The sequence below is a fragment of the Acinetobacter larvae genome (assembly GCF_001704115.1).
Classification (GTDB): Bacteria; Pseudomonadota; Gammaproteobacteria; order Pseudomonadales; family Moraxellaceae; genus Acinetobacter; species Acinetobacter larvae.
In genome coordinates, this window is record NZ_CP016895.1 from 3445092 (window position 1) to 3471857 (window position 26766).

Here is a 26766-nt window from a genome sequence, read left to right on the forward strand (position 1 = left end):
CATCATGATTCATATTTATCGTCACGACCGCTCACAGCACAATAGCTTAGCTTGGTATAGAAGCATCACCCCCACACGGCAACACACCCAAAATTTAATCGCAGATTATAATATTCCTGCCAGCTTTATTTCTGCTGCCATTGATCCAGATGAACGCCCACGTATCGAACAACAAGGCGAATGTGTGCTGCTGATTCTGCACATTCCATATACCGACCCAGATGTAATGCAACATGCCGATGCGGTGAAATACCGTACAGTACCTTTTAGCATGATCTTAACGGCAGACCATTTCATTACCCTTTGCAAAAAAGATGCCGCTTTAGGACCTGATTTTTTCACCCATTCCAGCCTGTTGCATAATCAACCGCAACCCGCACAGGTTGCCATGACTGTGATCGCCAATACTGCAGAACATTTTGTACAAGCCATACAAAATATAGAACAAGCCATTCAACAGGCTGAAGCAGAGTTGGTACAGTCTTACCGTAACCAAGAGTTATATGCCCTGCTGTATTTAAATGAAAGTTTGCTGTACATCAATAGCTCCCTAAAACAACTTATACAAGTACTCAGTAAAGCTGAATTACAACATGCTATTTTACACAGCGATTATGACCACGCGTTATATCGACAAAGCTTAATCGAGTTTGAACAGGTTGCTGCTGTTGCCAAAATTAATCAGTTGAATCTAAATAATGTCATGGATGCCTATGGCAATATTATTCAAAACAACGTCAGCCATGTGGTTAAGTTGCTTACCGCGATTACCATTGTATTGTCTATTCCTACATTGATAGCCAGTATCTATGGGATGAACGTACCGCTCCCCTTTCAAGAAGCCGAATATGCTTTTAATTATTTGGTCATCGCCATGTGTCTGTGCAGTGCTTTAGTCGCATATTATTTTTATAAAAAACGCTACTTCTAACAGTCAAGAGTTATTGGTTTTATAAACAATGAACTGATCGCTCATTTATACCATACCCAGTTATCTTATAACTGCCTCAGACTCACGATGTTTATATCGAGACTTCTCCTAAGACATCGTGAGCTGTGTTTGCTGAGGCACTCAGCCATATAAATGGGTTTATTTTTTATATCACCTTTAATCACGACAGCAAGCTGCTTTTACTTGTTATACCTTTTGCTTGTTATGCATTTTGCTTGTTGTACATAATGCATGCTGATTTATTATTTTGCGATGATAAATAATCATATCAACCCAAACATATTTCTATGCCTTCGCATATAAAAGCAGTAACTTTAATGTTACTGTAATAAATATTGCGATTGATAGCCATCCCCTCATAGATTGGCTCAATACAATACATGCTAAAAAATGGATGATGACAAGGCTAGAGTGAAACAATGAAAAATAAATCTTATACACTGTCTATCTTAGCGTCTACGATCTGTCTAGGTCTGTTCCCGCTGGTCAGTTTTGCGCAAAGTTCAACGACAGAGGCGACTCAGGATGCCTCCAAAAGCTCAACGGTACAAACTATTTTGGACTATGTTCCTGAACTCATTGATGCAACACCAACTGTGCTACCACCAGAATCCAATGCGCCCATTGTTCCCAGACAACAAGATACCCAAGATCGAACTTGGGCAGATCAAAAACAAAGTCATGTCAGCATGTGGTTAGACCGTACCGCCAATCATATGGATCAATGGTTTGGAGAACCGGACCCAGATCATCCAGCCGATGCAACATTAAGGGTGATCATTGACCAATCTTATGACAAACATGATCAGTATGAAGTCAAACCACGGGTACGCGGCAAACTTAAACTCCCCACTTTGCAACGTAAATTAAGCTTAGTTTTTGGTGATGACTCCCTCGATAACGAGTTGGAAAGTAACGTTGCCATTCATAATGAAAATCCAGCATTTCAAGCAGATAAGTCTTTTGACCGGCGACGTGTTCGTGAAGACAACGCCTCTATTGCCTTACGCTGGTCGGAATTTTCAAAACGCCTACCATTCGATCTTGATGCCGATTTAGGTCTACGCTCTGGCGATGACCTCTATGTCCGTTTAAAAGCCAAACGAGACTGGCAAATGGCAAATGACTTTAATTTCCATGCCGAGCAAATTTATCGTTATGGTTCCAAAAGTGAAAATTACCTAAGAAGCAACCTAGAACTGAGCTATACACCGCCCCAACAAGCCTTGGTCTCCAACCAACTGAGCTTTACCTATGCCGATAAACAAGATGATGACCTAAATTGGGATAATCATCTATTTAGACAACATCAGTTTTTTGACAATAATCGCTTTAGTTATGGTATGTATACAGGGGGTTTTTATAATAATAACGACTTACGTTTAAACTCATGGGGGCCCTTTGTTTCATGGCGCCAACCCATTTGGCGTGAATGGATTTTTCTTCAAGGTGATCTACGCTATGCCAATGAACATCGTGAACACCGTTCACATTACCTCAGTAGCGCATTACGCCTAGAGGCATTATTTTAATTGCTTAGATCTGATGATTAGAACAGAGAATAGCGAAACAACTCAGTCTGTACCTGATATTCTGTATATGGTACAGACTTAGGCTAGATTATAAAAACCCAAGATAGGCTAAGACTATTTTGATTAAAGATGTCGAGGATGATCTTAAACTCTATTTTTTTCAAAATAGATCATTAGGGTGTGTTGACATTTACAGTCGATAAATTGATCTAAAGAGGCAACCAAATATAGATACAAGCTAAGGCAACAGCACTTTGATAATTACGCTTTAGCTTGTCATCTCGTGTAGCAACTCCTCTGAACTGTTTCAATCTGCAGAATGTATTCTCAGCTAAGTGCTTGATTTTATACATATACCAGTCCATATAATCATTACTAGATTTTGTGTTGGATTTTTTAGGAATGTTCGCTTTTGTTTTAGTCGCTTCAATTTGATTTCTCAGACTTTCAGAGTCATAACCTTTATCAGCACATAATATTTCTGATTCAGTCAAATCCAGTTTTGATACTAGGGCTGGGGCAATTTTTATGTCATGAGATGTCTCGTCAGAAATAATAAAGTCTATTGGATTACCATTAGAATCAGTTGCTAAATGTATTTTAGAGCTATTACCACCGATACTTTTAGAAATATCTTGATGCTTAATTCCTGCTGAATGTTGATGTGCTCTGACGTGACTGCCATCAATAAAAATCCATTCTTTGTCAGCATGTTTACTAAATAACTTAAATACATTCATAAGCTTATTATTTTTAGACCAACGATTATATTTTTTAAAGATTGAATTATGACCCTAGCCAAAATAATGGACAATCAATACGCCCACGGCTTTTAAGCACCTTGTTGTGTTCAGACAAATTCAATGTTTTATAACAAGGTTTAGGAGTATCTTTCATCTCAGTAATATTGGGGCTTTAAGCATTTATGCAAAAAATCCACTTTATTTCGTAGTTTAATTATATTAGAGCACTACAAATGATCTGAAATTTTACTAGACTAAGCATATCATTTATTGTTGCCTGTATAACGTCTAAACATTTCATTGATACCATATACAATATCGTTATTTTCATCACTCAAATTTAGCGATTTTGCTATTCTCTGCATATCGAAAATATCTTTTGGGGACATTTTTCTCAAAAAAATATCTAGAGCAACTAACTTCAATTTTTCTTCATAATTATATTTATAACTTTCAACAATGATTTGCTTTAGATTATCTAATTGCTCTTTACCTATTTTATCAAAATCATTATAAATATGAAATAAGAACCAAAATGTACCCTTACTTTTTAATAAATCCTTATCAGATAATATTTCCATATAAAGTAAAAATATTTCAACAGGAAAATTCTCTTCGCCTAACATCGAATACTCTAACTCAAAAGCTACTTTTCTAAAAAATTTTCCATTCCCTTTACTATTTTTACGAGAAAAAATTATTTCTTTAATCTCATCAATATCACGAGAATAGATTATTTCTTTAATTTCCTCGAAATTCATTGTAATCACCTTACCTATAAAAATTAAAACCTAACTAAATAGACTTCCTTCATAAATTAAAAAATACACAGCTGTTTGATTACCAACTATACAGCTAAAAATCTAATTCTTAGCGATAATATCTCAATGAGATATAAAGACGTTAAAAAGTTACCTGATGATAAGTTTCGCAGACTTACAGGCACTCTCACTGTCAGGATAGTTGTCACCCCCTCTGAAACTAAATTTATGAGGGTAAAGGAGTGACAAATGAAACATATTTCATCTGAACGAAAAACGAGTGTCTTAGCTAAATTATTACCACCTTACAATATGACTGTAGCAGCTGTTGCTCAAATGGAAGGTATTTCTGAATCAACCCTTTATAATTGGCGACAACAAGCTAAAGCCAAAGGAATTCCTGTGCCAGGTACGAATATTACAACTGAACAATGGCCTGTCGAGGCTCGATTTGCTGTGATCGTTGAAACTGCAACCATGAGTGAAGCTGAAATTGCTGAATACTGTCGTAAAAAAGGACTTTATCCTTCTCAACTCATCGAATGGAAAAGTAATTTCTTAGACATACCTGAAAAAGTCAGTAAAAATGAGCTTAAAAAAGTGAAAAGTGAAAATGCAAAATTAAAAAGAGAACTGATTCGTAAAGAAAAAGCACTAGCTGAGGCGGCAGCGATTCTGGTTCTTCGAAAAAAGCTCAACGATTATTACGGGGAAGTCGACGAGGACAATTAACGAGTATTGATCATCGCCAGCTAATTATTTTATGGATTGGTGAAGCAGTAACAGCAGGTGCGCGCTTAAAAATAGCCCTTAAAGAGGTTAATTTAAGTTTACGGACTTGGCGTAGATGGCAGAAATCGAGTGAAGATCGTAGAACGACTGTTATCCGCCCAACACCAGTCAACCGATTGAGTATTGAAGAAGAACAACAGATATTAGAGATCTGTCATCAGCCTCGATATGCTGAGCTTCCACCTTCTCAAATTGTTCCAAGGCTTGCAGATCAAGGCATTTACATCGCCAGTGAGTCTACATTTTATAGAGTGCTTCGACGCCATGGGGAGATTCATCACCGAGGACGACAGCACAAACCAAGGAACATAAAACCACCGACAACTTTCAAAGCCCACACCTCATGTCAGGTGTGGAGTTGGGATATTACTTGGCTCCCCTCAAAGGTCCGTGGTCGTTGGTATTACTTGTATCTGATTGAAGATATATTTAGTCGCAAGATTACTGGAGCTGAAGTACATGAAGTTGAGAGTGGTGAGCTTGCGGCTGAACTCGTTCATCGTACGGTACTGCGTGAGCAATGCTATCGCCAACCATTAATACTGCATGCAGATAATGGGGCTGCAATGAAATCTCAAACTTTACAGGTGAAGTTAACGGATTTAAATATCTCGCCTTCACACAGTAGACCGCGGGTGAGTAATGACAATGCCTATGTTGAGTCATTATTTAAGACCTTGAAATACGTACCTTATTGGCCATCGTCAGGCTTTGAAAGTTTAGATCAAGCCCGAGTTTGGGTTGACGGTTTTATTCACTGGTATAACGAAGAACATCGTCATAGTGGTATTAGTTATGTTACGCCATCACAACGGCATAAAGGTGAGGATATTGGGTTATTAGCGCAACGGTCTGAAGTATATCGTATAGCGCGAGAAGCAAAACCAGAACGCTGGTCAAAGCAGATTAGAAACTGGCACAGAAAAGATGTTGTTATGCTTAATCCTGAGCGATTAAAAATAGCGGCTTAAAATCAACAAAGGGTGACAACTACCTTGACATTTACCGGGCATTAGTTGGTCCACATTTAATTTAATGATGGATGAATTAAGAGTTCAATTACCAGTCAATACTGGCAAGGGTCGCCCTCCAAAATTGCCCTTAGAAGACCGTCTTCTCTTGTGTTTAGAGTATTGGCGGGAATATAGAACGCTATTCCATGTCGGCATGAATTATGGTGTTTCAGAAACCAGTGCACTCCGAACCACCCGTAAGATTGAAGATATTCTGATTAAATCAGGGAAATTTAGTCTACCCAAACAAATGCCTGATCGAGAAGAAGCTAATTGGGATGTTGTTGTCGTTGACGCAACAGAGATTTTCGTGCAACGTCCAAAAAAAACAGAAAAAATGGTATAGCGGCAAAAAGAAACGTCACACGATTAAATTTCAAGTTTCAATGCACTATATGACCGGTAAAATACTGAGTGTTTGTTGCGATAAAGGTAGAGTTCATGATTTTAAGATATTTAATAAAAGTATTAAATATCTTAAATTTAAACCATTTTTTATAGTTGACAAGGGCTATTTAGGTATAGAAAAACTTGGATTTGGTTGCTTGGTTCCTTTTAAGGCTAAAAGAGGGTGTGCTCTAGATAAGCAGCTGAAAAAATTCAATAAAGAAATCAGCCGTAGACGAATTGGTATTGAGCATGTTTTTGGAAGAATGAAAATCTTTAAAATCTTATCCTGTGTGTACAGAAATCGGCGAAAAAGAATAAATTTAAGATTCAATTTATTAGCAGGTATATATAACCTTGAGTGGGCGGGAGATCAAAAAGATGGCTGTTTAAAAAATGATTAATGAAGGAAGTCTAATGTATACTTTCAGTCACCAAAAGATAAATGAGCAATTATTTAAAAACATAAATGAATGTTTATTGCTCAGTTTGGAAATCAAAAAACTTTAACCAAAGTTTTTCTTGTCTGTCATGCAATTTCCTTAGAACCTTACAACTATTCTCAAGTATTGATTTGTTTTCTGCATAGCTTATTCTTACTGGTAACTCGCATTTATTCTCTGCATTTTCAAACCACCTCCCATGATTTTCTTTGCCATGGAAGATTACTTTCTCTACAATTAAATTATGAGAGTATTTCATTCTATTTCCTATTATATCAAGGAGTAGCTAGATTTATAGGAATCGTTGGCCAAAGCGGTGGTGCTAATGATGGTAGCATTCTCACTATACGATAACCTATATACACTAAACCTCCCGCTGCAACAACTTTACCAACTTTAGAAGATGTAGCACTAAGTTCAATGGTCTTCAACTCCACAGGTTTTGTACTTCCAACAGCAGAACATCCTGTATCACATTTATCGTCAAAACATTCATTATCATATCTATCTTCCCAATCTCGTAAATTTGAATCAGTACTATTAATCAGAGTTCTATGCCCTCTTATAGTTTGAGATAGCTTTTCACCTGGACCAATACGCTCTGGTAAATTCAATCTATTCTCTAACAAATCTGGGTATCTTTTGTTATATAGTTCATTTTTTAGATTATTAGGGTGTGTTGACATTTACAGTCGATAAATTGATCTAAAGAGGCAACCAAATATAGATACAAGCTAAGGCAACAGCACTTTGATAATTACGCTTTAGCTTGTCATATCGTGTAGCAACTCCTCTGAACTGTTTCAATCTGCAGAATGTATTCTCAACTAAGTGCCTGATTTTATACATATACCAGTCCATATAATCATTACTGGATTTTGTGTTGGATTTTTTAGGAATGTTCGCTTTTGTTTTAGTCGCTTCAATTTGATTTCTCAGACTTTCAGAGTCATAACCTTTATCAGCACATAGTATTTCTGATTCAGTCAAATCCAGTTTTGATACTAGGGCTGGGGCAATTTTTATGTCATGAGATGTCCTGTCAGAAATAATAAAGTCTATTGGATTACCATTAGAATCAGTTGCTAAATGTATTTTAGAGCTATTACCACCGATACTTTTAGAAATATCTTGATGCTTAATTTCTGCTGAATGTTGATGTGCTCTGACGTGACTGCCATCAATAAAAATCCATTCTTTGTCAGCATGTTTACTAAATAACTTAAATATATTCATAAGCTTATCATTTTTAGACCAACGATTATATTTTTTAAAGATTGAATTATGATTACCAAATTCTTTAGGTAAATCTCTCCAAGGACATCCCGTTCTAATACGAAATAAGATGGCTTCAATAAAATTTCGTAAATTTAATTTGAGATAAATATTAAAATGTCTGAAAATAGATTTTAACTTAGACCAGTGTTGATCATTTAACATTGTACGAGGCATAGCGAGTGTAAAATTAGGTTTGGCGATTTGATTTTACTACCTCGCTATTTTTTTAGGCAACAAATGTCAACAGACCCTAATCTTACTTTGTAAATCTTGGCAATGTTTACTTGACTTTGGAAGTTTAAATTGTCTTTGCAATCCAAGCATTTGGATCACTGACATAGGCTGAATTATTGAAGCCACCATCTAATCCAATCGGGTCTTTCCCAATATAACGGGAACTGTGCAGTTCATAATAGCGGTAGCGATTATAATGTAATCCTGTTTCCACATCATAATATTAAACTTGGAAACGAATATTGGTTTGCTCTAATAGATTATTGAACTAGTAGATTATCATAATGCTTTTAAATCGGTCACACCTTATATTTAAATCCGCCCACCCTTCTATTATATAAGGTAAAAAGTACCAAATATCAGTAGAAGCATAAATTTCACATACAATAAATCCTTTCTAAAATAGTACAGTAAAGAATATTATTTTAATAGCTTACATTCAGGATTACCATAAATATAAGCTATTAATTCTACACCCCAATTTTTATCCAATAAATCATCCTTATGAGCATTTTTATTAGGGAACTTAAAAGAAAGCATATTATTCTTTTTATCACAAAATGCCTCCATATTTGAAACGACACCAATATAACGCCACCCCAAAGATTTAAGATCATCTTTCTCTTTATTATATGCTTCAATAGACATATTGTTAGAATCTATAATATAATATAAAAAAGTTGCTACGCTAGTATGCATTTCTTCATTTAATTTAATTTCATACTCATCAAATTGGTTAGTTAAAAATACACTATATTCATTCGAATTTTTTACTCTTCCTTTTGGAAGTTCCGGTTTATGGAACATAAAAAATAGTACTAAACCTATAATAACTAAGTGCATTAATAATTTCAATTTTGACATACAACCTCTAAATTTAATATAAAAAGCTATAATCACTGTAACAGATTACTTTAACTTCTCCATTGTATGAATATTGTATACAGCTTTTGATCCACTAAAATCAAAGCCTAAACCAGGTGTTCCCAAACCAATACCAACCGCCTTAAAATCATTGAAATCAGGATCTAACTCCAAACTTCCATCAGGTTTAGTAGTATAAATTATAGGTTTATCAACCCCGACAACTACACCATATGCACCATAGCTAACTCCTGTTGAAATTCCGGATAAGACCAAATCAGTTAATTTTGCTCTATTCTTAAGTTTCATTATTAAACTAAACATGCAAAAATATGTTTTTTCCTACTTTTGACATAAATATGCCACGCATTGTTAAAGTTCCCCTTACTCTAGATGAACAAGAACGACTTATTCATCTCACTAAACACGCTTCACATTGGCGTGAAAGACAACGTGCACAAACTATATTGTGGCTCGCTGAAGGGAAAACTGTAGCGGAAGTAGCTAAACTTCAGAATCGAATACCCGAAACTATACGATTACAACGTCGCCATTGGGAATTACATCAATTTGAATCGATTAAAGAAGGCCATCGCTCAGGTAGACCGAATATACTCTCGGAGGAACATAAACAACAGATCTTAGAATGGGTAAATGCAAGCCCTCTTAATGCAGAGCAAGTTCGTGTTAAATTACATGAAAAATTTGATATGTCCGTTAATGTCCAAATTATTCGTCAATTTCTAAGATTATCAGGTATGTCCTTTAAACGGACCCGACATAGCTTGAAAAAAGCGGTAAATGTCAAGGTAGTTGTCACCCTTTGTTGATTTTAAGCCGCTATTTTTAATCGCTCAGGATTAAGCATAACAACATCTTTTCTGTGCCAGTTTCTAATCTGCTTTGACCAGCGTTCTGGTTTTGCTTCTCGCGCTATACGATATACTTCAGACCGTTGCGCTAATAACCCAATATCCTCACCTTTATGCCGTTGTGATGGCGTAACATAACTAATACCACTATGACGATGTTCTTCGTTATACCAGTGAATAAAACCGTCAACCCAAACTCGGGCTTGATCTAAACTTTCAAAGCCTGACGATGGCCAATAAGGTACGTATTTCAAGGTCTTAAATAATGACTCAACATAGGCATTGTCATTACTCACCCGCGGTCTACTGTGTGAAGGCGAGATATTTAAATCCGTTAACTTCACCTGTAAAGTTTGAGATTTCATTGCAGCCCCATTATCTGCATGCAGTATTAATGGTTGGCGATAGCATTGCTCACGCAGTACCGTACGATGAACGAGTTCAGCCGCAAGCTCACCACTCTCAACTTCATGTACTTCAGCTCCAGTAATCTTGCGACTAAATATATCTTCAATCAGATACAAGTAATACCAACGACCACGGACCTTTGAGGGGAGCCAAGTAATATCCCAACTCCACACCTGACATGAGGTGTGGGCTTTGAAAGTTGTCGGTGGTTTTATGTTCCTTGGTTTGTGCTGTCGTCCTCGGTGATGAATCTCCCCATGGCGTCGAAGCACTCTATAAAATGTAGACTCACTGGCGATGTAAATGCCTTGATCTGCAAGCCTTGGAACAATTTGAGAAGGTGGAAGCTCAGCATATCGAGGCTGATGACAGATCTCTAATATCTGTTGTTCTTCTTCAATACTCAATCGGTTGACTGGTGTTGGGCGGATAACAGTCGTTCTACGATCTTCACTCGATTTCTGCCATCTACGCCAAGTCCGTAAACTTAAATTAACCTCTTTAAGGGCTATTTTTAAGCGCGCACCTGCTGTTACTGCTTCACCAATCCATAAAATAATTAGCTGGCGATGATCAATACTCGTTAATTGTCCTCGTCGACTTCCCCGTAATAATCGTTGAGCTTTTTTCGAAGAACCAGAATCGCTGCCGCCTCAGCTAGTGCTTTTTCTTTACGAATCAGTTCTCTTTTTAATTTTGCATTTTCACTTTTCACTTTTTTAAGCTCATTTTTACTGACTTTTTCAGGTATGTCTAAGAAATTACTTTTCCATTCGATGAGTTGAGAAGGATAAAGTCCTTTTTTACGACAGTATTCAGCAATTTCAGCTTCACTCATGGTTGCAGTTTCAACGATCACAGCAAATCGAGCCTCGACAGGCCATTGTTCAGTTGTAATATTCGTACCTGGCACAGGAATTCCTTTGGCTTTAGCTTGTTGTCGCCAATTATAAAGGGTTGATTCAGAAATACCTTCCATTTGAGCAACAGCTGCTACAGTCATATTGTAAGGTGGTAATAATTTAGCTAAGACACTCGTTTTTCGTTCAGATGAAATATGTTTCATTTGTCACTCCTTTACCCTCATAAATTTAGTTTCAGAGGGGGTGACAACTATCCTGACAGTGAGAGGTACCGATTTGATCACAATGGTAGAATAAAGTACGCTCCAGTTCTGCACGTTGTTTTCGTGTATCTTTCCACACTGGGTCTTTATATACCGAATAAGGTTTAGTCTGGTATTGGCTGTAATCTGGCGTTTCAATCAACTGAATAAACTGCTGATACCCAGTATGCAGCAATGGCACAAAGCTATTCGGCTCGTATAAATAGTGCTTGGTATAGGCGGCATGATCATCAGCTTGGTTTTGATACGACTCCCATATCATGAGATCACCATCCCAACCAAATAAGGTCAATTCACGCCCTTGTTTTTTAAAGATCCTGCGCCCTAATACATCATAGCCATAATCTGTTTGCAGACCATCATAATCACTACGCTGGAGACGGTTTAAATTGTCCCACTGTAACTTTAAAATTTTACCTTGATATTGCTTCTCGACCACATTGCCCTGTGCATCATAACGATAATGTGCACCTTGATACTGAGTCTGCAAGTTATTATTAATTTTGCTCTGTCCCGTGGTATTGGCATCAATTAAATTACCCGCCGGGTCAAATGCAAAAATTTCCTGCAGATGCTGTCCCTGACTTTTCAGTAAACGCCCCACAGGGTCATATTGGTAATTGATTTGCCCTAGACGGCTATCTTGCACTTGGGTCAGTAAATAATTTTGGTCATAGTGATATTCTCGCTGTGCTTGATAATGCGTTGTATGATCTGCTTGTTCTGAGAAAATCCGCTGTGCCGTGAGTAACCCAACAGGATTATATTCTTTTTGTTCTACTAGACCATTCGCCAGTAAACGCTCCACTTCACGGTGTAAATCATCACGCTTAAATGCCACGAGATCCTTCTGATTAAACACCACACCATATACATGGCCAGAACCATAATTCAGCCAGCTTTGCTCTTGCCCATCTGGGCGAATCGTTTTAAGTAAATTCCCCAAGGCATCATATTCATAACGCAATACTGCGGATAATGATGCAGCATCGGGTAATAAATACTGTTGATGCTCACGTGCTAAACGCCCGAGCTGATCATAATAATTTTAATTTATTCATTGAATATGAATCAACAAATATTGCTAGCGGTCTCCAAATTTCATCATATGGGTCTAAACTAGAATTCTCTTTAGCAATTTTTTTTGCAATACTATATTCATTAATCAAGCCCCATTTATTAATAATATTTTCATTTTCAATGAAAGTATTATTATCTTGTATTTTTATAGGATATTTTCCATAAAGTATAGCAGGCTCTGTATATTTATTAACCGTCCAGCCTAACAAAAACATCTCATCAAACTTTAAATTTTCATCCCACTCATTCTCAAAAAAAACAGGAACATCTTCAAAATAATCACTATCAGCTACAACAACATAGCATAAATAATTTGTATGACTTATGATATTAAACACACTTCTATCAGTTACGATAAACTGATAGCCATCAACAATGTCAAGACCATGACAATCCAAAATATAATTAGATATTGATTTCAAAAAATCTTTATCTTCAATTTCAGATAATAGTTCTGGTATCATCCATTGATGTCTTCCTGTAGTAAACGGACCTTTAACAATAGATAAATGATGTGGTTTCATCTTATTCCTCATGGATAACTTGGTGGTCGATTTTTCCCATTTAAATTCACAGCAATAAAAATATTTGGTTGAACCATATAATGATGACCCGCAATTTTTTTATTTTCTTGCCACCGACATTGACAAGTTGATGGATTTTGCTGTACTTCAAATAGTATATAGTGTTCTTCACCTGTACCGGCTCTAGTTCCATGAGCTCCTCTGACTGATGTTTTAGGACCTTGATATCCAATAGTGCCCACTGGATATGGAGTACAAGGAGGACAAGCTTTCTTTGCAGGTGTTATCAACTCGATTGTTGAATCCCATGCCTTCTCACCAGCCGCCATCGCAGCAGGAATAACTTCTCCACAATTATTTATATAACATGCAGCACCTCCAATAATAGCAGCGCCCCCTGCAATCACTGCTGGAGCAGCAACAGCAGGAGTTTCCCCAGTAGGATCAGTGTATTTTAATGGATTCCCTTCTGTATAATTAAATAAATTCAACCCACCATCCAATCCAATCGGGTCTTTGCCAATATAGCGTGCACTATGCGGTTCATAATAACGGTAACGGTTATAATGTAGCCCTGTTTCTACATCATAATATTGACCTTGGAAACGAATATTAGTTTGCTCCAATAGATTATCACTGGCCTTAATCTCTAAGGCTTGACCCCACGTATTTAAACAAATATCCCAAACAGACTCACCGAGTTCATTGCTTAATACCTGTGGCGTACCGATTTGATCACAATGGTAGAATAAAGTACGTTCCAGTTCTGCACGTTGTTTTCGTGTATCTTTCCACACTGGGTCTTTATATACCGAATAAGGTTTAGTCTGGTATTGGCTGTAATCTGGCGTTTCAATCAACTGAATAAACTGCTGATACCCAGTATGCAGCAATGGCACAAAGCTATTCGGCTCGTATAAATAGTGCTTGGTATAGGCGGCATGATCATCAGCTTGGTTTTGATACGACTCCCATATCATGAGATCACCATCCCAACCAAATAAGGTCAATTCACGCCCTTGTTTTTTAAAGATTCTGCGCCCTAATACATCATAGCCATAATCTGTTTGTAGGCCATCATAATCACTATGCTTTAGACGATTTAAATTGTCCCACTGTAATTTTAAAACTTTACCTTGATATTGCTTCTCGACCACATTGCCCTGTGCATCATAACGATAATGTGCACCTTGATACTGGGTCTGCAGGTTATTATTAATTTTGCTCTGTCCCGTGGTATTGGCATCAATTAAATTACCCGCTGGATCAAATGTAAAACTTTCTTGTAGATGCTGTCCCTGACTTTTTAGTAAACGCCCTACTGGGTCATATTGGTAATTAATTTGCCCTAGGCGGCTATCTGTAACTTGGGTCAGTAAATAATTTTGGTCATAGTGATATTCACGCTGTGCTTGATAATGCGTTGCATGATCAGCATCTTCTGAAAAAATCCGCTGTGCCGTGAGTAACCCAACATGGTTATATTCTTTTTGTTCTACCAGACCATTCGCCAGTAAACGTTCCACTTCACGGTGTAAATCATCACGCTTAAATGCCACAAGATCCTGTTGATTAAACACCACACCATACACATGACCAGAGCCATAATTCAGCCATGTTTGCTCTTGCCCATCTGGGCGAATCGTTTTAAGTAAATTCCCCAAGGCATCATATTCATAACGCAATACTGCGGATAATGATGCAGCATCGGGTAATAAATACTGTTGATGCTCACGTGCTAAACGCCCGAGCTGATCATAATAATACTGTAGACGACTATGCTCATTCTCAGCCAAATTCAGTTGTTGATTTAAGTTATAAGCAAAGCGTTGTTGCTGTTGTATACCGCTCTGACGATAGATAAATTGTTTTGACGCGATTGCACCATCCGCATGGTAGTTCACCACAGTTTTAATATTCGGCTGTAAGATTTCCTGTAATAACCCTAAATCCGAATAACGATAGTGTTTTTCCTCACCATCAAATGAACGTTCTGAACTCAGCTGACCAAACTGATCGTAGTGGAAAAGATATTCGGCATGGTTTTCATTGATCAGTTTATTTAAGCGCCCAGCTCGATCCCATAGATAACTCACCTGATGCTGGTTAGCATCGATACGCTGTTGTAATAGACCTGCCGGATTATACTGATATACCGTCGGTTTACCCTGAGGATTATAATGCTTTAATAAACGCCCTTCTTGATCGCGCTCAAAGCGCTCCATTAAACCATCCGCATAAATAACTGCTTTGAGCTGACCTTTATCTGCTCCGCTTTGGCTATATTGGTACTGTGTTTTGATACCATTTGCTGATATTTCTGCAATTAAACGACCTCGGTCATCATATTCCCAACTCGAGGTTTTGCCCGAACAATCCGTAAAAGAGCTTGCTTGCCCGAGGGCATTATATTGAATCTTTTTCTGACCACCTAGCGCATCTGTAATCTCGATAAGTTGACCTTGATCATTATATTTAAATTGGGTTTTATGATTCAATGGATCTATCTGTTGACTGATATTGCCTTTGGCATCATATTGCTGTCGCCAGATATTGCCCTCAGGGTCTTTAATCTCAACCAACTGACCTTGCTCATCATAGGCAAATCGAACCACACCACCATTCGGTTGAACGATTTTATTTAATAGACCTTGCTCATTATATTCTTGCTGTGTTTCTCGGCCAAAGAAATCAATTTGACGGGTAATACGTTTTTGTTGATCACGGCTATACCAAGATTCACGTCCATCGGCTAAACGAGTGCGATAGGTAAAACCATCGAGATCAAAATAATAATGGGTCGGAATATCATCGGCATTATAGACGGTGACTTGACGTAAACGATCATGCCATTCTAAATGGGTTTTAAAGCTGCCATCATCTCTCCATTCTTCAACGGCTTTTGCATCCGCTGCGGTAGAGTCATAACGAATATTTTGACCACGACCGGTTCGATCGGTATAGCGGATTAATTGATGAGCTGTGTTATAGCGATACTCACGATGATGACCATTTTCATCGAAAGCCTTAATCAAATTACCCTGCTGATCATATTCATAACGTGCCAATGCTTCGACTTGGTCATCTACAAACACCGCCATGATTTTAAGCTGATCGTTATAAGCAAATTTTAAAGTCTGTGTAGCCGATTTAAGCTGAAATTCAACCTGCTGTAAAAATGACTGTTGCTGGGTTTGCATATAGCGCAAAACAATTTTTTCATCCGTTTTGACATGCTGCTCAAGCACTAAATCATAGCGCTGACCACCATCAAAACTTTGGAAGTGATATAACCAATCGCCACCAAACGAAACTGTTAATATATCCGATACCTGTTCGGAAGGCTGCACTACGATCCCTTCGTAAGGTACTTCATACACCTTATCAATAATATCTGCTGGCAACTGGATTTTACGACTATTACCATCAAGCAAATAAAAGCCAGCACTATTTTGAATAATACAATTGGAAAAGGGTGTCATCCACCGTGCACCGATCACACTATCATCGAGTGCATTCAGCTGTGAGTTATAGCGCCGAATAAAGTTAAAACCAATTTTTGCCAAATAAAAATCAGCATGCTGAATCCGTTCAGCACCAATGGCATAACTAATACTTCCGGAAGTTTGCGAGTTTGAATTGCTACAAGGTGGTGCATTGAGCGCATTGGCTTGTAAACTCACAAACTCTAAAGTATCTCCCTTGGTATGCCGCTCATATTCACCTGTTTGATTAATCGGTACACTGGCATTGCCTTTATGTTTATTGGCTTGAATAGCTGCCAAAGCTTGTTGTAGTAACCACGCCAGACTATATGGCAATCCTGCATTGGCTTGCTGTTGAATTGCACCCGTAACTGTCGCTAAAGCTAAAGTTACTTGTTGTTGTAGTGGTGTGGTAGCAATAGCTTTAAGTTTTGGGGTGGCATCAGCAGCACTTGGGGCATCTAATAATGTAATTAATGGACTTGCCCAGTTACTAAATTGTTGCTTTGGATCACGTTGATCCGCCGCTGCGCTTTGTCCTAAACTCGGTAGAGCTTGCCCCAAACTTGGGCTTGCAATCGTCGTCAGAATTTGTATCGCTAAAGCAGAGGCACTCGCTAATAAACCAGCGAGTTTTCCTTGGGTTTCTTTTAAGAACAACTCAAAATCACCAGCAATATGCGCATTCAAATGCAATTCTAAGCGACGTAAATCACTACTGCTAATTTTGCCATTTTCTTTATATAAACATTCCGCCATTAAACCAAACATTGGTCTTAAAGCAATTCGTGCATGTGCCTCACTCATTGGTGGCAAAAATAAACCAATTAAGTTCGCACTCAATAATGCACTTTGCTTCACACCATCAGCTGCGGTCATCGGCTGCGTGCTATATAAAATTAAATCTAATACACTTCCCGTTAACGCAAAAATATTAGCAACCGTAGCAACACTGGCTGAACTCTGTAAAGCTTGTAAACTGGTTTGACCACAAACATGCAAATAACTTTGAATCTGATTAGCCAACATTTTATGGTCAGCCAGATGGGTAACACTTTCTAAATTAAATACTGCTAATGAAAAATCTGCTGTTTGTTGTATGTCTACTTCACTATTCATCTTTTATTTAACCTTAATTTTTTAATATCTACATCATCATGCTACTGAGCGTATATTCACCAAAACCTTAAAATAAAGCCAGCTAACCATTTTTTGGACCAGTAACAAAACCTGTCATTGGAATTGAAGATTGAGGGTTGATTCCAGCATGCTGTTGTGTTTGTAGAGATGTTGTTTGTGCGACTAGACTTTGCTGCAATAAACTGCTTGCTGAATCGGTCACAGCACTTAAGCCCTGTTCTTTTATCGCTTGAATAGCCTGCGCAGCTTGTTGCGTATTTTGTACTAAACCACCCAATTGCTCAGCACTTAGCCCTATATTTAATTGCGAGGCAAGACCTTGCATAGCCGTTCCCGTCAATTGTTCTTTCATCTGACCAAGCGCTTGTCCAGCTGTATTCTGTAGAGCATTTTTTCCAATGTCTTTCAAGCTAGTGCCATCGGCAGACAATAAATTATCCTTAAGCTGCGACATCATGTTTTGCCCAGCATTCCCTACGGCATTTTTTAGTTTATTGGTTACATTTTTAAGTAAACCACCTTCTGCTGCCCATTGGTAATCTCGTCCAAAATCACTAGATTTTTGCCAAGCACTACGCTCATCTTTTTCAAACTCAACGATGGCGGGCCCTGGTGCAATTCCTATAATCTGTGCAAAGCCATTGCCATCCAACTTTCCACTCATTTCTTTACCCAATACATCCGTCACTTTATAAGCGGTCTGTTTAAAGAAATCATCACCACCGTAACTACGTAATAGCTCTAAAGCACCTTTCATCGGTTTAGGCTTAGGTAATTGCACTGATTGACCAGCATTTGCTCCCGCTTGAAAAATATGTTGCCCCGCTTTGACCTCAAACTTACCAGCAGTTTGTGGAAATATTCCTGAACCATTTAAAGTGATTTTTGAAGAGTCACCAACGATCACAATTTCTTTCGGGCTACTGATTTCAATGCGATCTTCTGTTGATGCAATGCGAATGCCCGCTTTAGCCAATACATCCAAAGCATCATCTTGTGCTTGCAGTTCCAACTTACCCTTAGCAGCAACTTGCTTAATCCCAGATTGTGCTGCGAATAAACTCACTTTCCCTAATGCATGACCAATCAAATCTTTCTGCGTACTGACATTAATGCTATCACCTGCAATTTGGTTGATCTTGCCATCTGCCGATAAATATAGGTGCTCTGGTGTGCTCAGTGCTATTCCATCAGGCGAATTTAACACCAGTAATGCCTTTTGAAATTTAGCAATATCTAATTGAATTTGTTCAGCAAACTCTTTTAATTGCTCAATTGATTCAATCTCATCAGTTTGTTGATTCTTGGCAACATCACTTAGTGCTTTTAAATTGGTATGGCTTAGCTCAAGCTGTTTCTTGGCTTCCTCTGCATCTATATGATCGCCTTTAGCTAAGTTTTGCTTAAATGTAGAAAGCAACAAACCTTGCCCCGCACGGACTGCACCCCATTGGTCTGTCCTTAACTCAAAGCCTTCACCACGCCCGTCACTTGCTTCGGCAGATTTGGGATGGCTTAAATTCCCCAAATTGAGCTGGCTGGCGCCATGACTACTTTGTAACTGCGTGCTAATTTGCCCTGCGGTATCGTCAAAGCGTAATTGCCCATAGCCTCCGCCGCCCACTTCATTGGAGCGTATACCACTTAAACGTCGGGTATCCGGCAGTTGACCCATTGTGTCAAACTGGGTTGGGCTACGCTGTGCTTCGTGAATCCGACCTAATACGAAAGGTCGATCAACATTGCCATCAAAAAAGTCGATCGCCACAATCTCACCAATCCGCGGCAAGAACCTTGCCCCGTAGCCTTCACCCGCCCAAGGCGTCAGTACATCCACCCAAGCGGAATCGCTGTCATTGTCATTGCTGCCGGCACCACCATCGTGGCTATGATCTTCGCTTCGGGTAAATAAGAAACGTACTTTGATCCGCCCCCATTCATCTACATGAATGCTCTCACCTGCTGGTCCAACCACGCGCGCACGCTGTGGGTAGGCTGCTGGTCGATGCTGTAAGGGATTGTATTCGGGCACAATTGCAATATTGCGACGCTGTAAAGTCAAGCTATTGGCTTGACGTTCATCCGATGATGTAGACTGTTGCCATTGGCTTTTGCTGACTAAGGCTTGGATTTGAGTATTGAGGTCTTTGGGCAGGTTATTTTGATTATAAAAAGACTTGGCAATAATCAGGAATTCTTTGTCCGCACCACTGTGGCTGTCGATCTCTGGATGCTCTTCAAAGCTAAACCAATAGCCAACTTGTGCATCACGTACTGTCGACTGTGCAATAAATTGTTTCGCCTGTGTATTGTGATAGGCGCTGATATTTTTATTGAGATCTTCTACTTGGCGATTACCCGAAGGCGTTGCCCCATCCTCGCCTTTTAGGTCTTGCATCCAAGCGGGGCTGATGGTCCACGCATCTTCTAGCCCCAAACTGGCACTGTCTTGTTGGCTAGAATGTTGCTGTGTGGTCAGCACAGAACCTGCACCCTCATCGATATCCAAGGCATCGGCTTGCCAACGATTAAGATAAACCGCTGTCGGCTGTAAGCTACGCTGCGCGACAAAACGGGTAATACTGTCAAATTGCTCAGTGGCGTCACTGCGATGAAAACGTATTGAGCGTCTATTGAGTGCTTGATACTGATCATTGCTATCGATCAAGCGAAGTTTTTGTGCCTGAATCGATTCAGAAGAATTGGCTACGATTAACTGTGCTTCATCAATTAACCAATTGATGCCTTCAGCACGCATTAAGCGCGTCAAAAAGTCATAATCGGTTTCATTGGCCTGCATAATAAAAGGTCGAATATCATAGTCTTTGCTTAAACCGCTTAAATCTAATTTTAAACTGGCGGCAAAGAGTGGGCTTTTTTGCTGCCATTCTTTAAATAGCGCTTGGATTACATCGACCACGCTTTTATTCATAAATACACGACTATTACGACGTTTATGCCATAGCGTCGTGGCATCTTGTAGGGTCAATTTATAGACCGTCAAAGCCCCATCACTTTGCCCCTGACTGGCTGCACTAACAATGCCTGTGCTACGAAATAATTCCCCTCGATCAGTCACTTGATCTACTGCAAGCTGACAACCGATAAATTCTTTGAGTGCAATCGTGGCATCTAAAGATAAACAGATCAGATCAGCAGTGAATCCCTGATTGAGACCATGCTCCCCCTCAATACGTTGTAAGAATACTTTTTCATTGAGCGATGAATTGGAAAACTGTGCGTGTATGGCGCGCTTCTGTGCGCTCAGTCCTAAGTCGGCGAGTATATTTTGGATATTATTGAACATATAAATTATAAATATAAATTGATCGTAATTTTTCGAGAATATGCCATAAAATCCAATAAAACTCAACCACAAAGCTTACTTTATATCGGCAAGGCATCGGCTCCCTTAATAAAACTTACCAACTATGTCAGATCAAGTTAGAGCTTATACATTCAAATCTTTTATGAGATAAAACCAAATAACGAAATTATTCATCTGGATCATAAAGTTTATCTAAAAATGCATTAAGGTTATTAGCTATCTTTATCGTGTTATACGATAATCTATCAGCTTTAAATAAGTTTATTTTCTAACTCATGATTTTTAAAAAATTTGACCATAATTGTTCTGTGGTAAGCCAATTAGAAAATAATTACTCGCAGGTATAGTTACTATTGTTAAATAACCTGATGGTAATTACCAATTTAAATGTAAACCATAAGGTGAATCAGCTGAAGTCTCATAAAACCTTTTTATTTTATCTCCACCCGCTATACCATCAGACAATATAAAATCAATATCAGACTGTAATGGTTTTCCACCATTAAATTTTCTAAAAATTATTTATATTAAATAGGTAATTAAACGTTTTTTCTAAAATTAGAATTTCATTTTTCCCAATAAAGGATCTTTTTTGATTATTTCAAACATAATAATCTTCACTATTAGTGTTTTCTTCATTAGCATTATCTTGCTTCAGAAGTGTCACAGGCATGCATAAAAGTTAGTATACTTATATAAGTTTCAATATAAATATCAATAAAAACCCCGACCAGCAAGGATCGGGGGTTTTGATACGATATTTTTACAAGTTTATTGTGATAAGCTTTCTTTCAATAAACCCTATTTCAACAATAAGCTATTAATACGTTTTACATATTCTGCTGGGTCTTCAGGTAAACCACCTTCAGCAATCACCGCTTGGTCAAAGATAACATTGGCTAAATCATCAAACTGTGCTGAATTCTCAAGCTTTTTCACCAAAGGATGCTCAGGATTAATCTCTAGGATCGGTTTGCTTTCTGGTACAGCCTGCCCCGCTTGTTTTAACATGCGTATAAGTTGTGGAGAAAGTTCACCCTCACTGGTGACCAAACACGCCGGAGAATCAACCAAACGTGTAGTCACACGAACTTGTTGGGTTTTATCTTTCAGTGAATCGGTGAGTTTATCGACCACTGGTTTAAACTGTTCAGCTGCGGCTTCTAAAGCTTTTTTCTCTTCAGCATCTTGTAAATCACCTAAGTCCACAGCCCCTTTAGACACGTTTTGCAACGGTGTGCCATCGAACTCATTCACGAAATTCATTGCCCACTCATCGACACGATCAGCCATGAGCAATACTTCAATGCCTTTTTTCTTAAACAACTCAAGCTGCGGTGAGTTTTTCGCTGCTGCCAAGCTATCTGCTGTCACGTAATAAATGGCTTTTTGACCTTCTTTCATTCGTGCTTTGTAATCGCTCAAAGATGTACTGATCTCATCATGATTAGAAGTTGGATAACGTAATAATTTTAAGATACGCTCACGGTTAGCAAAGTCTTCACCCAAACCTTCTTTAATTACTGCACCAAATTCAGTATAGAATTGTTTGAATTTCTCTTGATCAGCAGCATCTTCTGATTTTGCCAAAGTATCTAGTAAGTTCAAAATGCGACGTGTATTGCCTTCACGGATGGTTTTTACATCACGGCTTTCTTGCAATAACTCACGACTCACGTTTAAGGGAAGGTCTGCACTATCGACGACACCTTGGACAAAACGGAGATAGTTTGGAATGAGGTTGTCAGCATCATCCATAATAAATACGCGTTTTACATAAAGTTTAATGCCAGCTTTGGCTTCACGCGTAAAGATATTGCTAGGTGCTTTACTTGGAATATACAGCAACTGCGTATATTCAGTACTGCCTTCAACACGGTTATGACTCCAGGCCAAAGGAGCTTCAAAATCATGGCTGAGGTTTTTATAAAACTCGATATATTGTTCTTCAGTAATATCATTTTTACTGCGTGTCCAGAGCGCACTGGCAGAGTTAATGGCTTCCCATTCATCTGTTTTCACCATCTGACCGCCTTTGGCTTCCTCGCCTTCAGCTGCCTCTTCTTCTTGCCATACTTCTTTTTGCATTTCAATGGGCAAGCTAATATGGTCTGAGTATTTATTGATGATTTGTTTTACTTTATAGCTTTCCAAATACTCAAGCGCATCATCACGTAAATGTAGAATGATGTCGGTACCACGATTTGCTTTAGTGATTTGAGTCACTTCAAAATCGCCCGTACCACCACTGACCCAGCGCACGCCTTCATCAGCCGGTGTGCCAGCATGACGTGATTCAACGGTAATTTTGTCGGCAACAATAAAACCCGAATAAAACCCTACGCCAAACTGACCAATCAGTTGTGCATCAGATTTTTGGTCGCCAGTGAGTTTAGACATAAAGTCTTTGGTGCCAGATTTGGCAATCGTACCCAGATTATCAATCGCTTCTTGTGCCGTTAAACCAATACCATTGTCGGAAATGGTGATGGTTTTATGCTCTTTGTCTAAACTGACACGGACGCGTAGGTCAGCATCATCTTCATAATAATCAGGGTGATTAATCCCTTCAAAACGTAATTTGTCACATGCATCAGAGGCATTGGAAATCAATTCACGTAGAAAAATTTCAGGATTGGAATACAGTGAATGCGTCACCAAATGTAATAATTGTGCTACTTCTGCCTGAAAACTATGTTTCTGTGGACTTTGCTCGGTCATTGATTGCTCCTTGTTAGGATTCACATTTTTCTAGAATGCTATATCAATTGGAGTGCCTATTTGATTTTTCAAGGCTAGATAATGATTTAATTCATGCTCTATTTAATCGAAGTATATTTATTCTACAGATACTTCATTTTCAATGCTTAGGAGAGTCATCTCAATACGCCATGACTCATCCCCATAAGCCAGCAAAACTGGCATTTTAAAATAGACAAAAAAAAGCCTCACCGAGACAAATGAGGCTGAAACTGCGCTATATTGTTGTTGTCTATTTTTAATAATTGTTCAGATCTTAGAAACGATAGCTATACCCCAAAGTATAAACAATCGGATTGATGTCTAAATCAAACTTGGTACCATCAACCAAACGAACTTCTGGGCTAAGATCAGCATAACGCACGTCTAAGAATACACCCCAATTTTTAGCATCAGCAGGTTGATAGTTAAAACCAAGCTGACCAGCAAAACCAACATCATTTTTAACTTTATCGGCTACACCAGACTCATCCCATGCCAAAAATGCTGTTGCACCTACACCAATATATGGTGTGAAACGTGTAGAGTTTTTAAAATTATATTTCGCGGTTAATGTTGGTGGTAAATGTTTTACTTTAGCAACATTTTCGCCATTCAACATCACGTCTTGATTAAATGGCGCAGCCAATAATAATTCTGCAGAAAATGGTGAATCACCAAAGAAATATTCTACTGATGGCGTAAAGTTAAACTCATGATCCGCTTTAACTACAGCACCTGGTGCAATGCTTGTATCGCTTGTTGGGGACAATAAACTTGCACCAAATTTTGCTTGCCATGGACCTGCCATTGCAGAAGCTGAGACTGCCATTAATGCAATGAGCGCTGCTTGTTTCAACATATTAATACCCTCTAAGCAAACTTAATTATCTAATAATATATTCATTGCTGGTATATTAAACATTATTAACCACTCGATGCAATAGTGTTTTAACACTAAAAACACATTTATTTTTAACATATTGAAATATATGATATTTATTTTAAATAGACTATTTTAGTTGGTTTTATTTTTCCAGGATTATTAATATTTTTTATTATAAGAAAACCTAGTAAATAAATCAGAATAAATAATATCTATATTTAAATTGAATTTCTCAATCATTATAACCAAGCACAGCGGTTGGTTATATTGATCTCTCTAAAACAAAAAATTAGCCTGCAAACCTATACTTAAACTCTGAGCGCTTAACGATAGTGAATAACACACTAAGCTTGATCCTTTACTCCTCTGCATTCGCTTTTATGTCTTTGCGCCCTGCTTTTGCTACCTTGCTTTTTGTATCGGTCTAAACTTTTGCTATAACAAAATGTAAAATGAATAAAAGCCTTAGAGTTGTACAATAAAACACCACCCAAAACTTAGAGCATAAAATGGTTGCTATAAAAAAATATATTCTTTTTTTCAGTTTAGTTTATGCAGGATTATGCTTTATATTCTTTGCTATAACCAATTTTATAGATCTACCGAATACCGTCGCCAGTATAGTAACGATATCTGTCGCGGCAATCATGACATCAACTAAATTTGTTCAGGAACAAAAACGGCTGCCGGATCAATCAGAAAAAAATAAATTGATTTGGGGCTGTTTTATCGCATCCATACTCTGGAGCACTGCTATTATTTTAGTATTTCTCAGCTTTTCGGACGAAAAAGCTTTAATAATGGAATTGCTTGATGAGATCTTAAATGTCATACCTTTATGGTTCCTTGCGCTCAGCATTATTATTTCTTTAATTATCCAATACGGTATCCTTCGTTTGAGCTTCGGCTTATTTGCACATAGAACATTAAAAAATTTGAAATAGCTGATCGATTTAACCCGCATGCAATCAAAAAAATTAAGCGCCATATATAGCGCTTAATTTTATTGCATATACCTTAATTTGAATTAACGATTCTTTTCTTCAATCGCAGCGCCAGCACCGCCGCCAAGTGCACCGCCAATCGCTGCACCAGCGTCGCCGCCAAAGATACCTTTGCCAATTGCCGCACCAACACCAGCACCAACAGCACTTGCACCAGCATTACGATTTGATCCGCTTTGTGTTTTACTGCCTACGGCGGCACCGCCCGCAGCACCTGCAGCAGCGCCAACACCACCACCGACATGGTTGCCTACACCACCACCCACTGCACCACCTAAAGCAGCAGCACCGATACGTTGGTCTTTGCTTGACATATTTTCACAACCCGCTAAAGCCAATACCGCCACGCTCACACCACAAAGTAACAAGAGTGATTTTTTCATAACAACGTCCTCAACCGTAGATAACTATAGCTATGATTCAACACCGGGCTCAGAAGATCAATGGATATTTACGACTCGTAGCATAATCACATCACTTATCACTGAATTAAGGAGAGATTCAATGCACCGCCTCTTAAGCCAAGCCCTGTTGCAAGGAAGGTAAAGTGATTGTAGTGCTTAAAGTAAATATCACTTTTCAGGTAAAATCATGACATCTTTTAAGGTTTCTTCACCTTGACTCAGTACTGCACGAGACACCTTGGCATCCCCTGTTTCAACACTACCCACATGTAGTTTTTTTACCACAGGTTGTTGATTGCGCTTAAACTCGACGCCTGTTGCATCAAATTGTGTGCTCTTTTCAATGACCTGACCTTGTGCAATCACTTCTTTGGTTTCTTGTATTTTGGCAACAGGTACAATAGCAGATGCGACTTTTAACTCTGGTACAGCCAATTTATCTTTGGAAAATTCACCAACATTTTCAACATAATGTAAATCTTTCGCGACAATATCTGCGCCTTTATTTTTCATTTCTAAAACAGTCATGTCGGTATAACGTACAGGTGTTTGATCTGGTGCAGTACGAATGACTTGTGTTTTTACCACCGGTACCAACGCCCGTTCAGGCTGTACAATCACATTGGGTAAAGGCTGTGCCCAGACCACGGCACTCATGCTGCTACATAGGCAAATAATTGCTGGTTTTATAATCTTATGCATAGAAAAATCCTAAGTAATATGATGAACATAGTTATAATATAAGCAATATTGCCACAACTTCTTGCTGTC

21 protein-coding genes and 3 pseudogenes are annotated in these 26766 nt (G+C 38.4%); 7 read left to right on the top strand and 17 right to left on the bottom strand.

Going from position 1 to position 26766, the window contains the following annotated elements; genetic code table 11:
* The first annotated feature begins 4 nt into the window (after window positions 1-4).
* Both BFG52_RS15270 and BFG52_RS15275 read left to right on the top strand, forming a co-directional pair.
* Window positions 5-931: a magnesium transporter CorA family protein gene (locus tag BFG52_RS15270; RefSeq protein WP_067558166.1), complete on the top strand. Its 927-nt coding sequence runs from the start codon at window positions 5-7 to the stop codon at window positions 929-931.
* Between the two features lie 440 nt (window positions 932-1371).
* Window positions 1372-2484 carry a hypothetical protein gene (locus BFG52_RS15275; protein ID WP_067558169.1) on the top strand — a complete coding sequence of 371 codons (1113 nt, stop codon included), beginning with the start codon at window positions 1372-1374 and terminating at the stop codon, window positions 2482-2484.
* 209 nt (window positions 2485-2693) lie between these two features.
* Here BFG52_RS15275 and BFG52_RS15280 read toward each other — a convergent pair.
* Window positions 2694-3275, bottom strand: a pseudogene (locus BFG52_RS15280) (IS5 family transposase); the annotation flags it as partial.
* 215 nt (window positions 3276-3490) lie between these two features.
* Window positions 3491-3988 (bottom strand): hypothetical protein, encoded by a 498-nt coding sequence (locus BFG52_RS15285; protein WP_067558172.1) that lies wholly within the window; start codon window positions 3986-3988, stop codon window positions 3491-3493.
* A 249-nt stretch (window positions 3989-4237) separates the two neighbouring features.
* Between BFG52_RS15285 and BFG52_RS16950 the strand changes: the two genes are divergently transcribed.
* The 3 genes from BFG52_RS16950 to BFG52_RS15305 all read left to right on the top strand — a co-directional run bounded on the left by BFG52_RS16950 (window position 4238) and on the right by BFG52_RS15305 (window position 6584).
* Window positions 4238-5751 (top strand): IS3 family transposase gene (locus BFG52_RS16950; protein ID WP_099092610.1). Its coding sequence is split into 2 segments (ribosomal slippage): window positions 4238-4682 and window positions 4682-5751, totalling 1515 coding nucleotides; the frame shifts between segments, so codons are not numbered across the junction.
* A gap of 64 nt (window positions 5752-5815) precedes the next feature.
* Window positions 5816-6139 (top strand): helix-turn-helix domain-containing protein, encoded by a 324-nt coding sequence (locus tag BFG52_RS15300; RefSeq protein ID WP_099092643.1) that lies wholly within the window; start codon window positions 5816-5818, stop codon window positions 6137-6139.
* Complete coding sequence (locus tag BFG52_RS15305) at window positions 6072-6584, top strand: transposase family protein (protein ID WP_067552569.1); 513 nt, start codon at window positions 6072-6074, stop codon at window positions 6582-6584. The genes BFG52_RS15300 and BFG52_RS15305 overlap by 68 nt, the downstream gene beginning before the upstream one ends.
* A 73-nt stretch (window positions 6585-6657) precedes the next feature.
* Here the strand turns inward: BFG52_RS15305 and BFG52_RS15310 are convergent, their stop codons facing one another.
* From BFG52_RS15310 to BFG52_RS15330, 6 genes and pseudogenes are all read right to left on the bottom strand, one after another.
* Window positions 6658-6882: a hypothetical protein gene (locus BFG52_RS15310; RefSeq protein ID WP_067558180.1), complete on the bottom strand. Its 225-nt coding sequence runs from the start codon at window positions 6880-6882 to the stop codon at window positions 6658-6660.
* Between the two features lie 16 nt (window positions 6883-6898).
* Window positions 6899-7309, bottom strand: a complete 411-nt coding sequence (locus tag BFG52_RS16955; RefSeq protein ID WP_067558183.1) for a hypothetical protein — start codon at window positions 7307-7309, stop codon at window positions 6899-6901.
* 19 nt (window positions 7310-7328) lie between these two features.
* Complete coding sequence (locus tag BFG52_RS15320) at window positions 7329-8075, bottom strand: IS5 family transposase (protein WP_067558186.1); 747 nt, start codon at window positions 8073-8075, stop codon at window positions 7329-7331.
* A 139-nt stretch (window positions 8076-8214) separates the two neighbouring features.
* Window positions 8215-8400: pseudogene (locus BFG52_RS16715) on the bottom strand (RHS repeat-associated core domain-containing protein); the annotation flags it as partial.
* 155 nt (window positions 8401-8555) lie between these two features.
* A complete protein-coding gene (locus BFG52_RS15325; protein WP_157758123.1) occupies window positions 8556-8999 on the bottom strand; it encodes a hypothetical protein in 444 nt (147 codons plus the stop codon).
* A 45-nt stretch (window positions 9000-9044) separates the two neighbouring features.
* Window positions 9045-9308: a hypothetical protein gene (locus tag BFG52_RS15330; RefSeq protein ID WP_067558192.1), complete on the bottom strand. Its 264-nt coding sequence runs from the start codon at window positions 9306-9308 to the stop codon at window positions 9045-9047.
* Between the two features lie 50 nt (window positions 9309-9358).
* On the opposite strand from BFG52_RS15330, the gene BFG52_RS15335 reads away from it, so the two are divergent.
* Window positions 9359-9829 carry a helix-turn-helix domain-containing protein gene (locus BFG52_RS15335; protein ID WP_067559637.1) on the top strand — a complete coding sequence of 157 codons (471 nt, stop codon included), beginning with the start codon at window positions 9359-9361 and terminating at the stop codon, window positions 9827-9829.
* Between the two features lie 2 nt (window positions 9830-9831).
* Here the strand turns inward: BFG52_RS15335 and BFG52_RS16960 are convergent.
* From BFG52_RS16960 to BFG52_RS15375, 7 genes and pseudogenes are all read right to left on the bottom strand, one after another.
* Window positions 9832-11345, bottom strand: a protein-coding gene (locus BFG52_RS16960; RefSeq protein WP_099092610.1) for an IS3 family transposase whose coding sequence is annotated in 2 segments (ribosomal slippage) — window positions 9832-10901 and window positions 10901-11345 — 1515 coding nt in all. Because the reading frame shifts where the segments join, the coding sequence is not laid out codon by codon here.
* A 64-nt stretch (window positions 11346-11409) separates the two neighbouring features.
* Window positions 11410-12450, bottom strand: a pseudogene (locus BFG52_RS15350) (RHS repeat protein); the annotation flags it as partial.
* Window positions 12443-13009, bottom strand: a complete 567-nt coding sequence (locus BFG52_RS15355; RefSeq protein WP_067558198.1) for a hypothetical protein — start codon at window positions 13007-13009, stop codon at window positions 12443-12445. The pseudogene BFG52_RS15350 and the gene BFG52_RS15355, both read right to left, overlap by 8 nt.
* A gap of 8 nt (window positions 13010-13017) precedes the next feature.
* The gene (locus tag BFG52_RS15360; RefSeq protein WP_067558200.1) at window positions 13018-17613 is read right to left on the bottom strand and encodes an RHS repeat-associated core domain-containing protein; all 4596 of its coding nucleotides are present in this window, start codon (window positions 17611-17613) and stop codon (window positions 13018-13020) included.
* An 82-nt stretch (window positions 17614-17695) separates the two neighbouring features.
* Window positions 17696-20941 (bottom strand): type VI secretion system Vgr family protein, encoded by a 3246-nt coding sequence (locus BFG52_RS15365; protein WP_067558202.1) that lies wholly within the window; start codon window positions 20939-20941, stop codon window positions 17696-17698.
* Window positions 20942-21763: 822 nt separating this feature from the next.
* The gene (htpG, locus tag BFG52_RS15370; RefSeq protein ID WP_067558205.1) at window positions 21764-23683 is read right to left on the bottom strand and encodes a molecular chaperone HtpG; all 1920 of its coding nucleotides are present in this window, start codon (window positions 23681-23683) and stop codon (window positions 21764-21766) included.
* A gap of 295 nt (window positions 23684-23978) precedes the next feature.
* A complete protein-coding gene (locus BFG52_RS15375) occupies window positions 23979-24563 on the bottom strand; it encodes an OmpW/AlkL family protein (RefSeq protein ID WP_067558207.1) in 585 nt (194 codons plus the stop codon).
* A 533-nt stretch (window positions 24564-25096) separates the two neighbouring features.
* On the opposite strand from BFG52_RS15375, the gene BFG52_RS15380 reads away from it, so the two are divergent.
* On the top strand, window positions 25097-25531 hold the full coding sequence (locus BFG52_RS15380) for an ABZJ_00895 family protein (protein ID WP_067558210.1): 435 nt from the start codon (window positions 25097-25099) through the stop codon (window positions 25529-25531).
* An 83-nt stretch (window positions 25532-25614) separates the two neighbouring features.
* On the opposite strand, the gene BFG52_RS15385 is transcribed toward BFG52_RS15380, so the two are convergent.
* Both BFG52_RS15385 and BFG52_RS15390 read right to left on the bottom strand, forming a co-directional pair.
* Window positions 25615-25974: a DNA transfer protein p32 gene (locus tag BFG52_RS15385; RefSeq protein WP_067558213.1), complete on the bottom strand. Its 360-nt coding sequence runs from the start codon at window positions 25972-25974 to the stop codon at window positions 25615-25617.
* A gap of 189 nt (window positions 25975-26163) precedes the next feature.
* The gene (locus BFG52_RS15390; protein ID WP_067558216.1) at window positions 26164-26697 is read right to left on the bottom strand and encodes a hypothetical protein; all 534 of its coding nucleotides are present in this window, start codon (window positions 26695-26697) and stop codon (window positions 26164-26166) included.
* Between the last annotated feature and the right edge of the window lie 69 nt (window positions 26698-26766).

Bases quoted from the DNA above. Each gene is read 5' to 3' on its own strand.
- BFG52_RS15270 (WP_067558166.1), top strand. From the start codon at position 5: ATGATTCATATTTATCGTCACGACCGCTCACAGCACAATAGCTTAGCT.
- BFG52_RS15275 (WP_067558169.1), top strand. From the start codon at position 1,372: ATGAAAAATAAATCTTATACACTGTCTATCTTAGCGTCTACGATCTGT.
- BFG52_RS15285 (WP_067558172.1), bottom strand. From the start codon at position 3,988: ATGAATTTCGAGGAAATTAAAGAAATAATCTATTCTCGTGATATTGAT.
- BFG52_RS15300 (WP_099092643.1), top strand. From the start codon at position 5,816: ATGATGGATGAATTAAGAGTTCAATTACCAGTCAATACTGGCAAGGGT.
- BFG52_RS15305 (WP_067552569.1), top strand. From the start codon at position 6,072: ATGTTGTTGTCGTTGACGCAACAGAGATTTTCGTGCAACGTCCAAAAA.
- BFG52_RS15310 (WP_067558180.1), bottom strand. From the start codon at position 6,882: ATGAAATACTCTCATAATTTAATTGTAGAGAAAGTAATCTTCCATGGC.
- BFG52_RS16955 (WP_067558183.1), bottom strand. From the start codon at position 7,309: ATGTCAACACACCCTAATAATCTAAAAAATGAACTATATAACAAAAGA.
- BFG52_RS15320 (WP_067558186.1), bottom strand. From the start codon at position 8,075: ATGCCTCGTACAATGTTAAATGATCAACACTGGTCTAAGTTAAAATCT.
- BFG52_RS15325 (WP_157758123.1), bottom strand. From the start codon at position 8,999: ATGTCAAAATTGAAATTATTAATGCACTTAGTTATTATAGGTTTAGTA.
- BFG52_RS15330 (WP_067558192.1), bottom strand. From the start codon at position 9,308: ATGAAACTTAAGAATAGAGCAAAATTAACTGATTTGGTCTTATCCGGA.
- BFG52_RS15335 (WP_067559637.1), top strand. From the start codon at position 9,359: ATGCCACGCATTGTTAAAGTTCCCCTTACTCTAGATGAACAAGAACGA.
- BFG52_RS15355 (WP_067558198.1), bottom strand. From the start codon at position 13,009: ATGAAACCACATCATTTATCTATTGTTAAAGGTCCGTTTACTACAGGA.
- BFG52_RS15360 (WP_067558200.1), bottom strand. From the start codon at position 17,613: ATGAATAGTGAAGTAGACATACAACAAACAGCAGATTTTTCATTAGCA.
- BFG52_RS15365 (WP_067558202.1), bottom strand. From the start codon at position 20,941: ATGTTCAATAATATCCAAAATATACTCGCCGACTTAGGACTGAGCGCA.
- htpG (WP_067558205.1), bottom strand. From the start codon at position 23,683: ATGACCGAGCAAAGTCCACAGAAACATAGTTTTCAGGCAGAAGTAGCA.
- BFG52_RS15375 (WP_067558207.1), bottom strand. From the start codon at position 24,563: ATGTTGAAACAAGCAGCGCTCATTGCATTAATGGCAGTCTCAGCTTCT.
- BFG52_RS15380 (WP_067558210.1), top strand. From the start codon at position 25,097: ATGGTTGCTATAAAAAAATATATTCTTTTTTTCAGTTTAGTTTATGCA.
- BFG52_RS15385 (WP_067558213.1), bottom strand. From the start codon at position 25,974: ATGAAAAAATCACTCTTGTTACTTTGTGGTGTGAGCGTGGCGGTATTG.
- BFG52_RS15390 (WP_067558216.1), bottom strand. From the start codon at position 26,697: ATGCATAAGATTATAAAACCAGCAATTATTTGCCTATGTAGCAGCATG.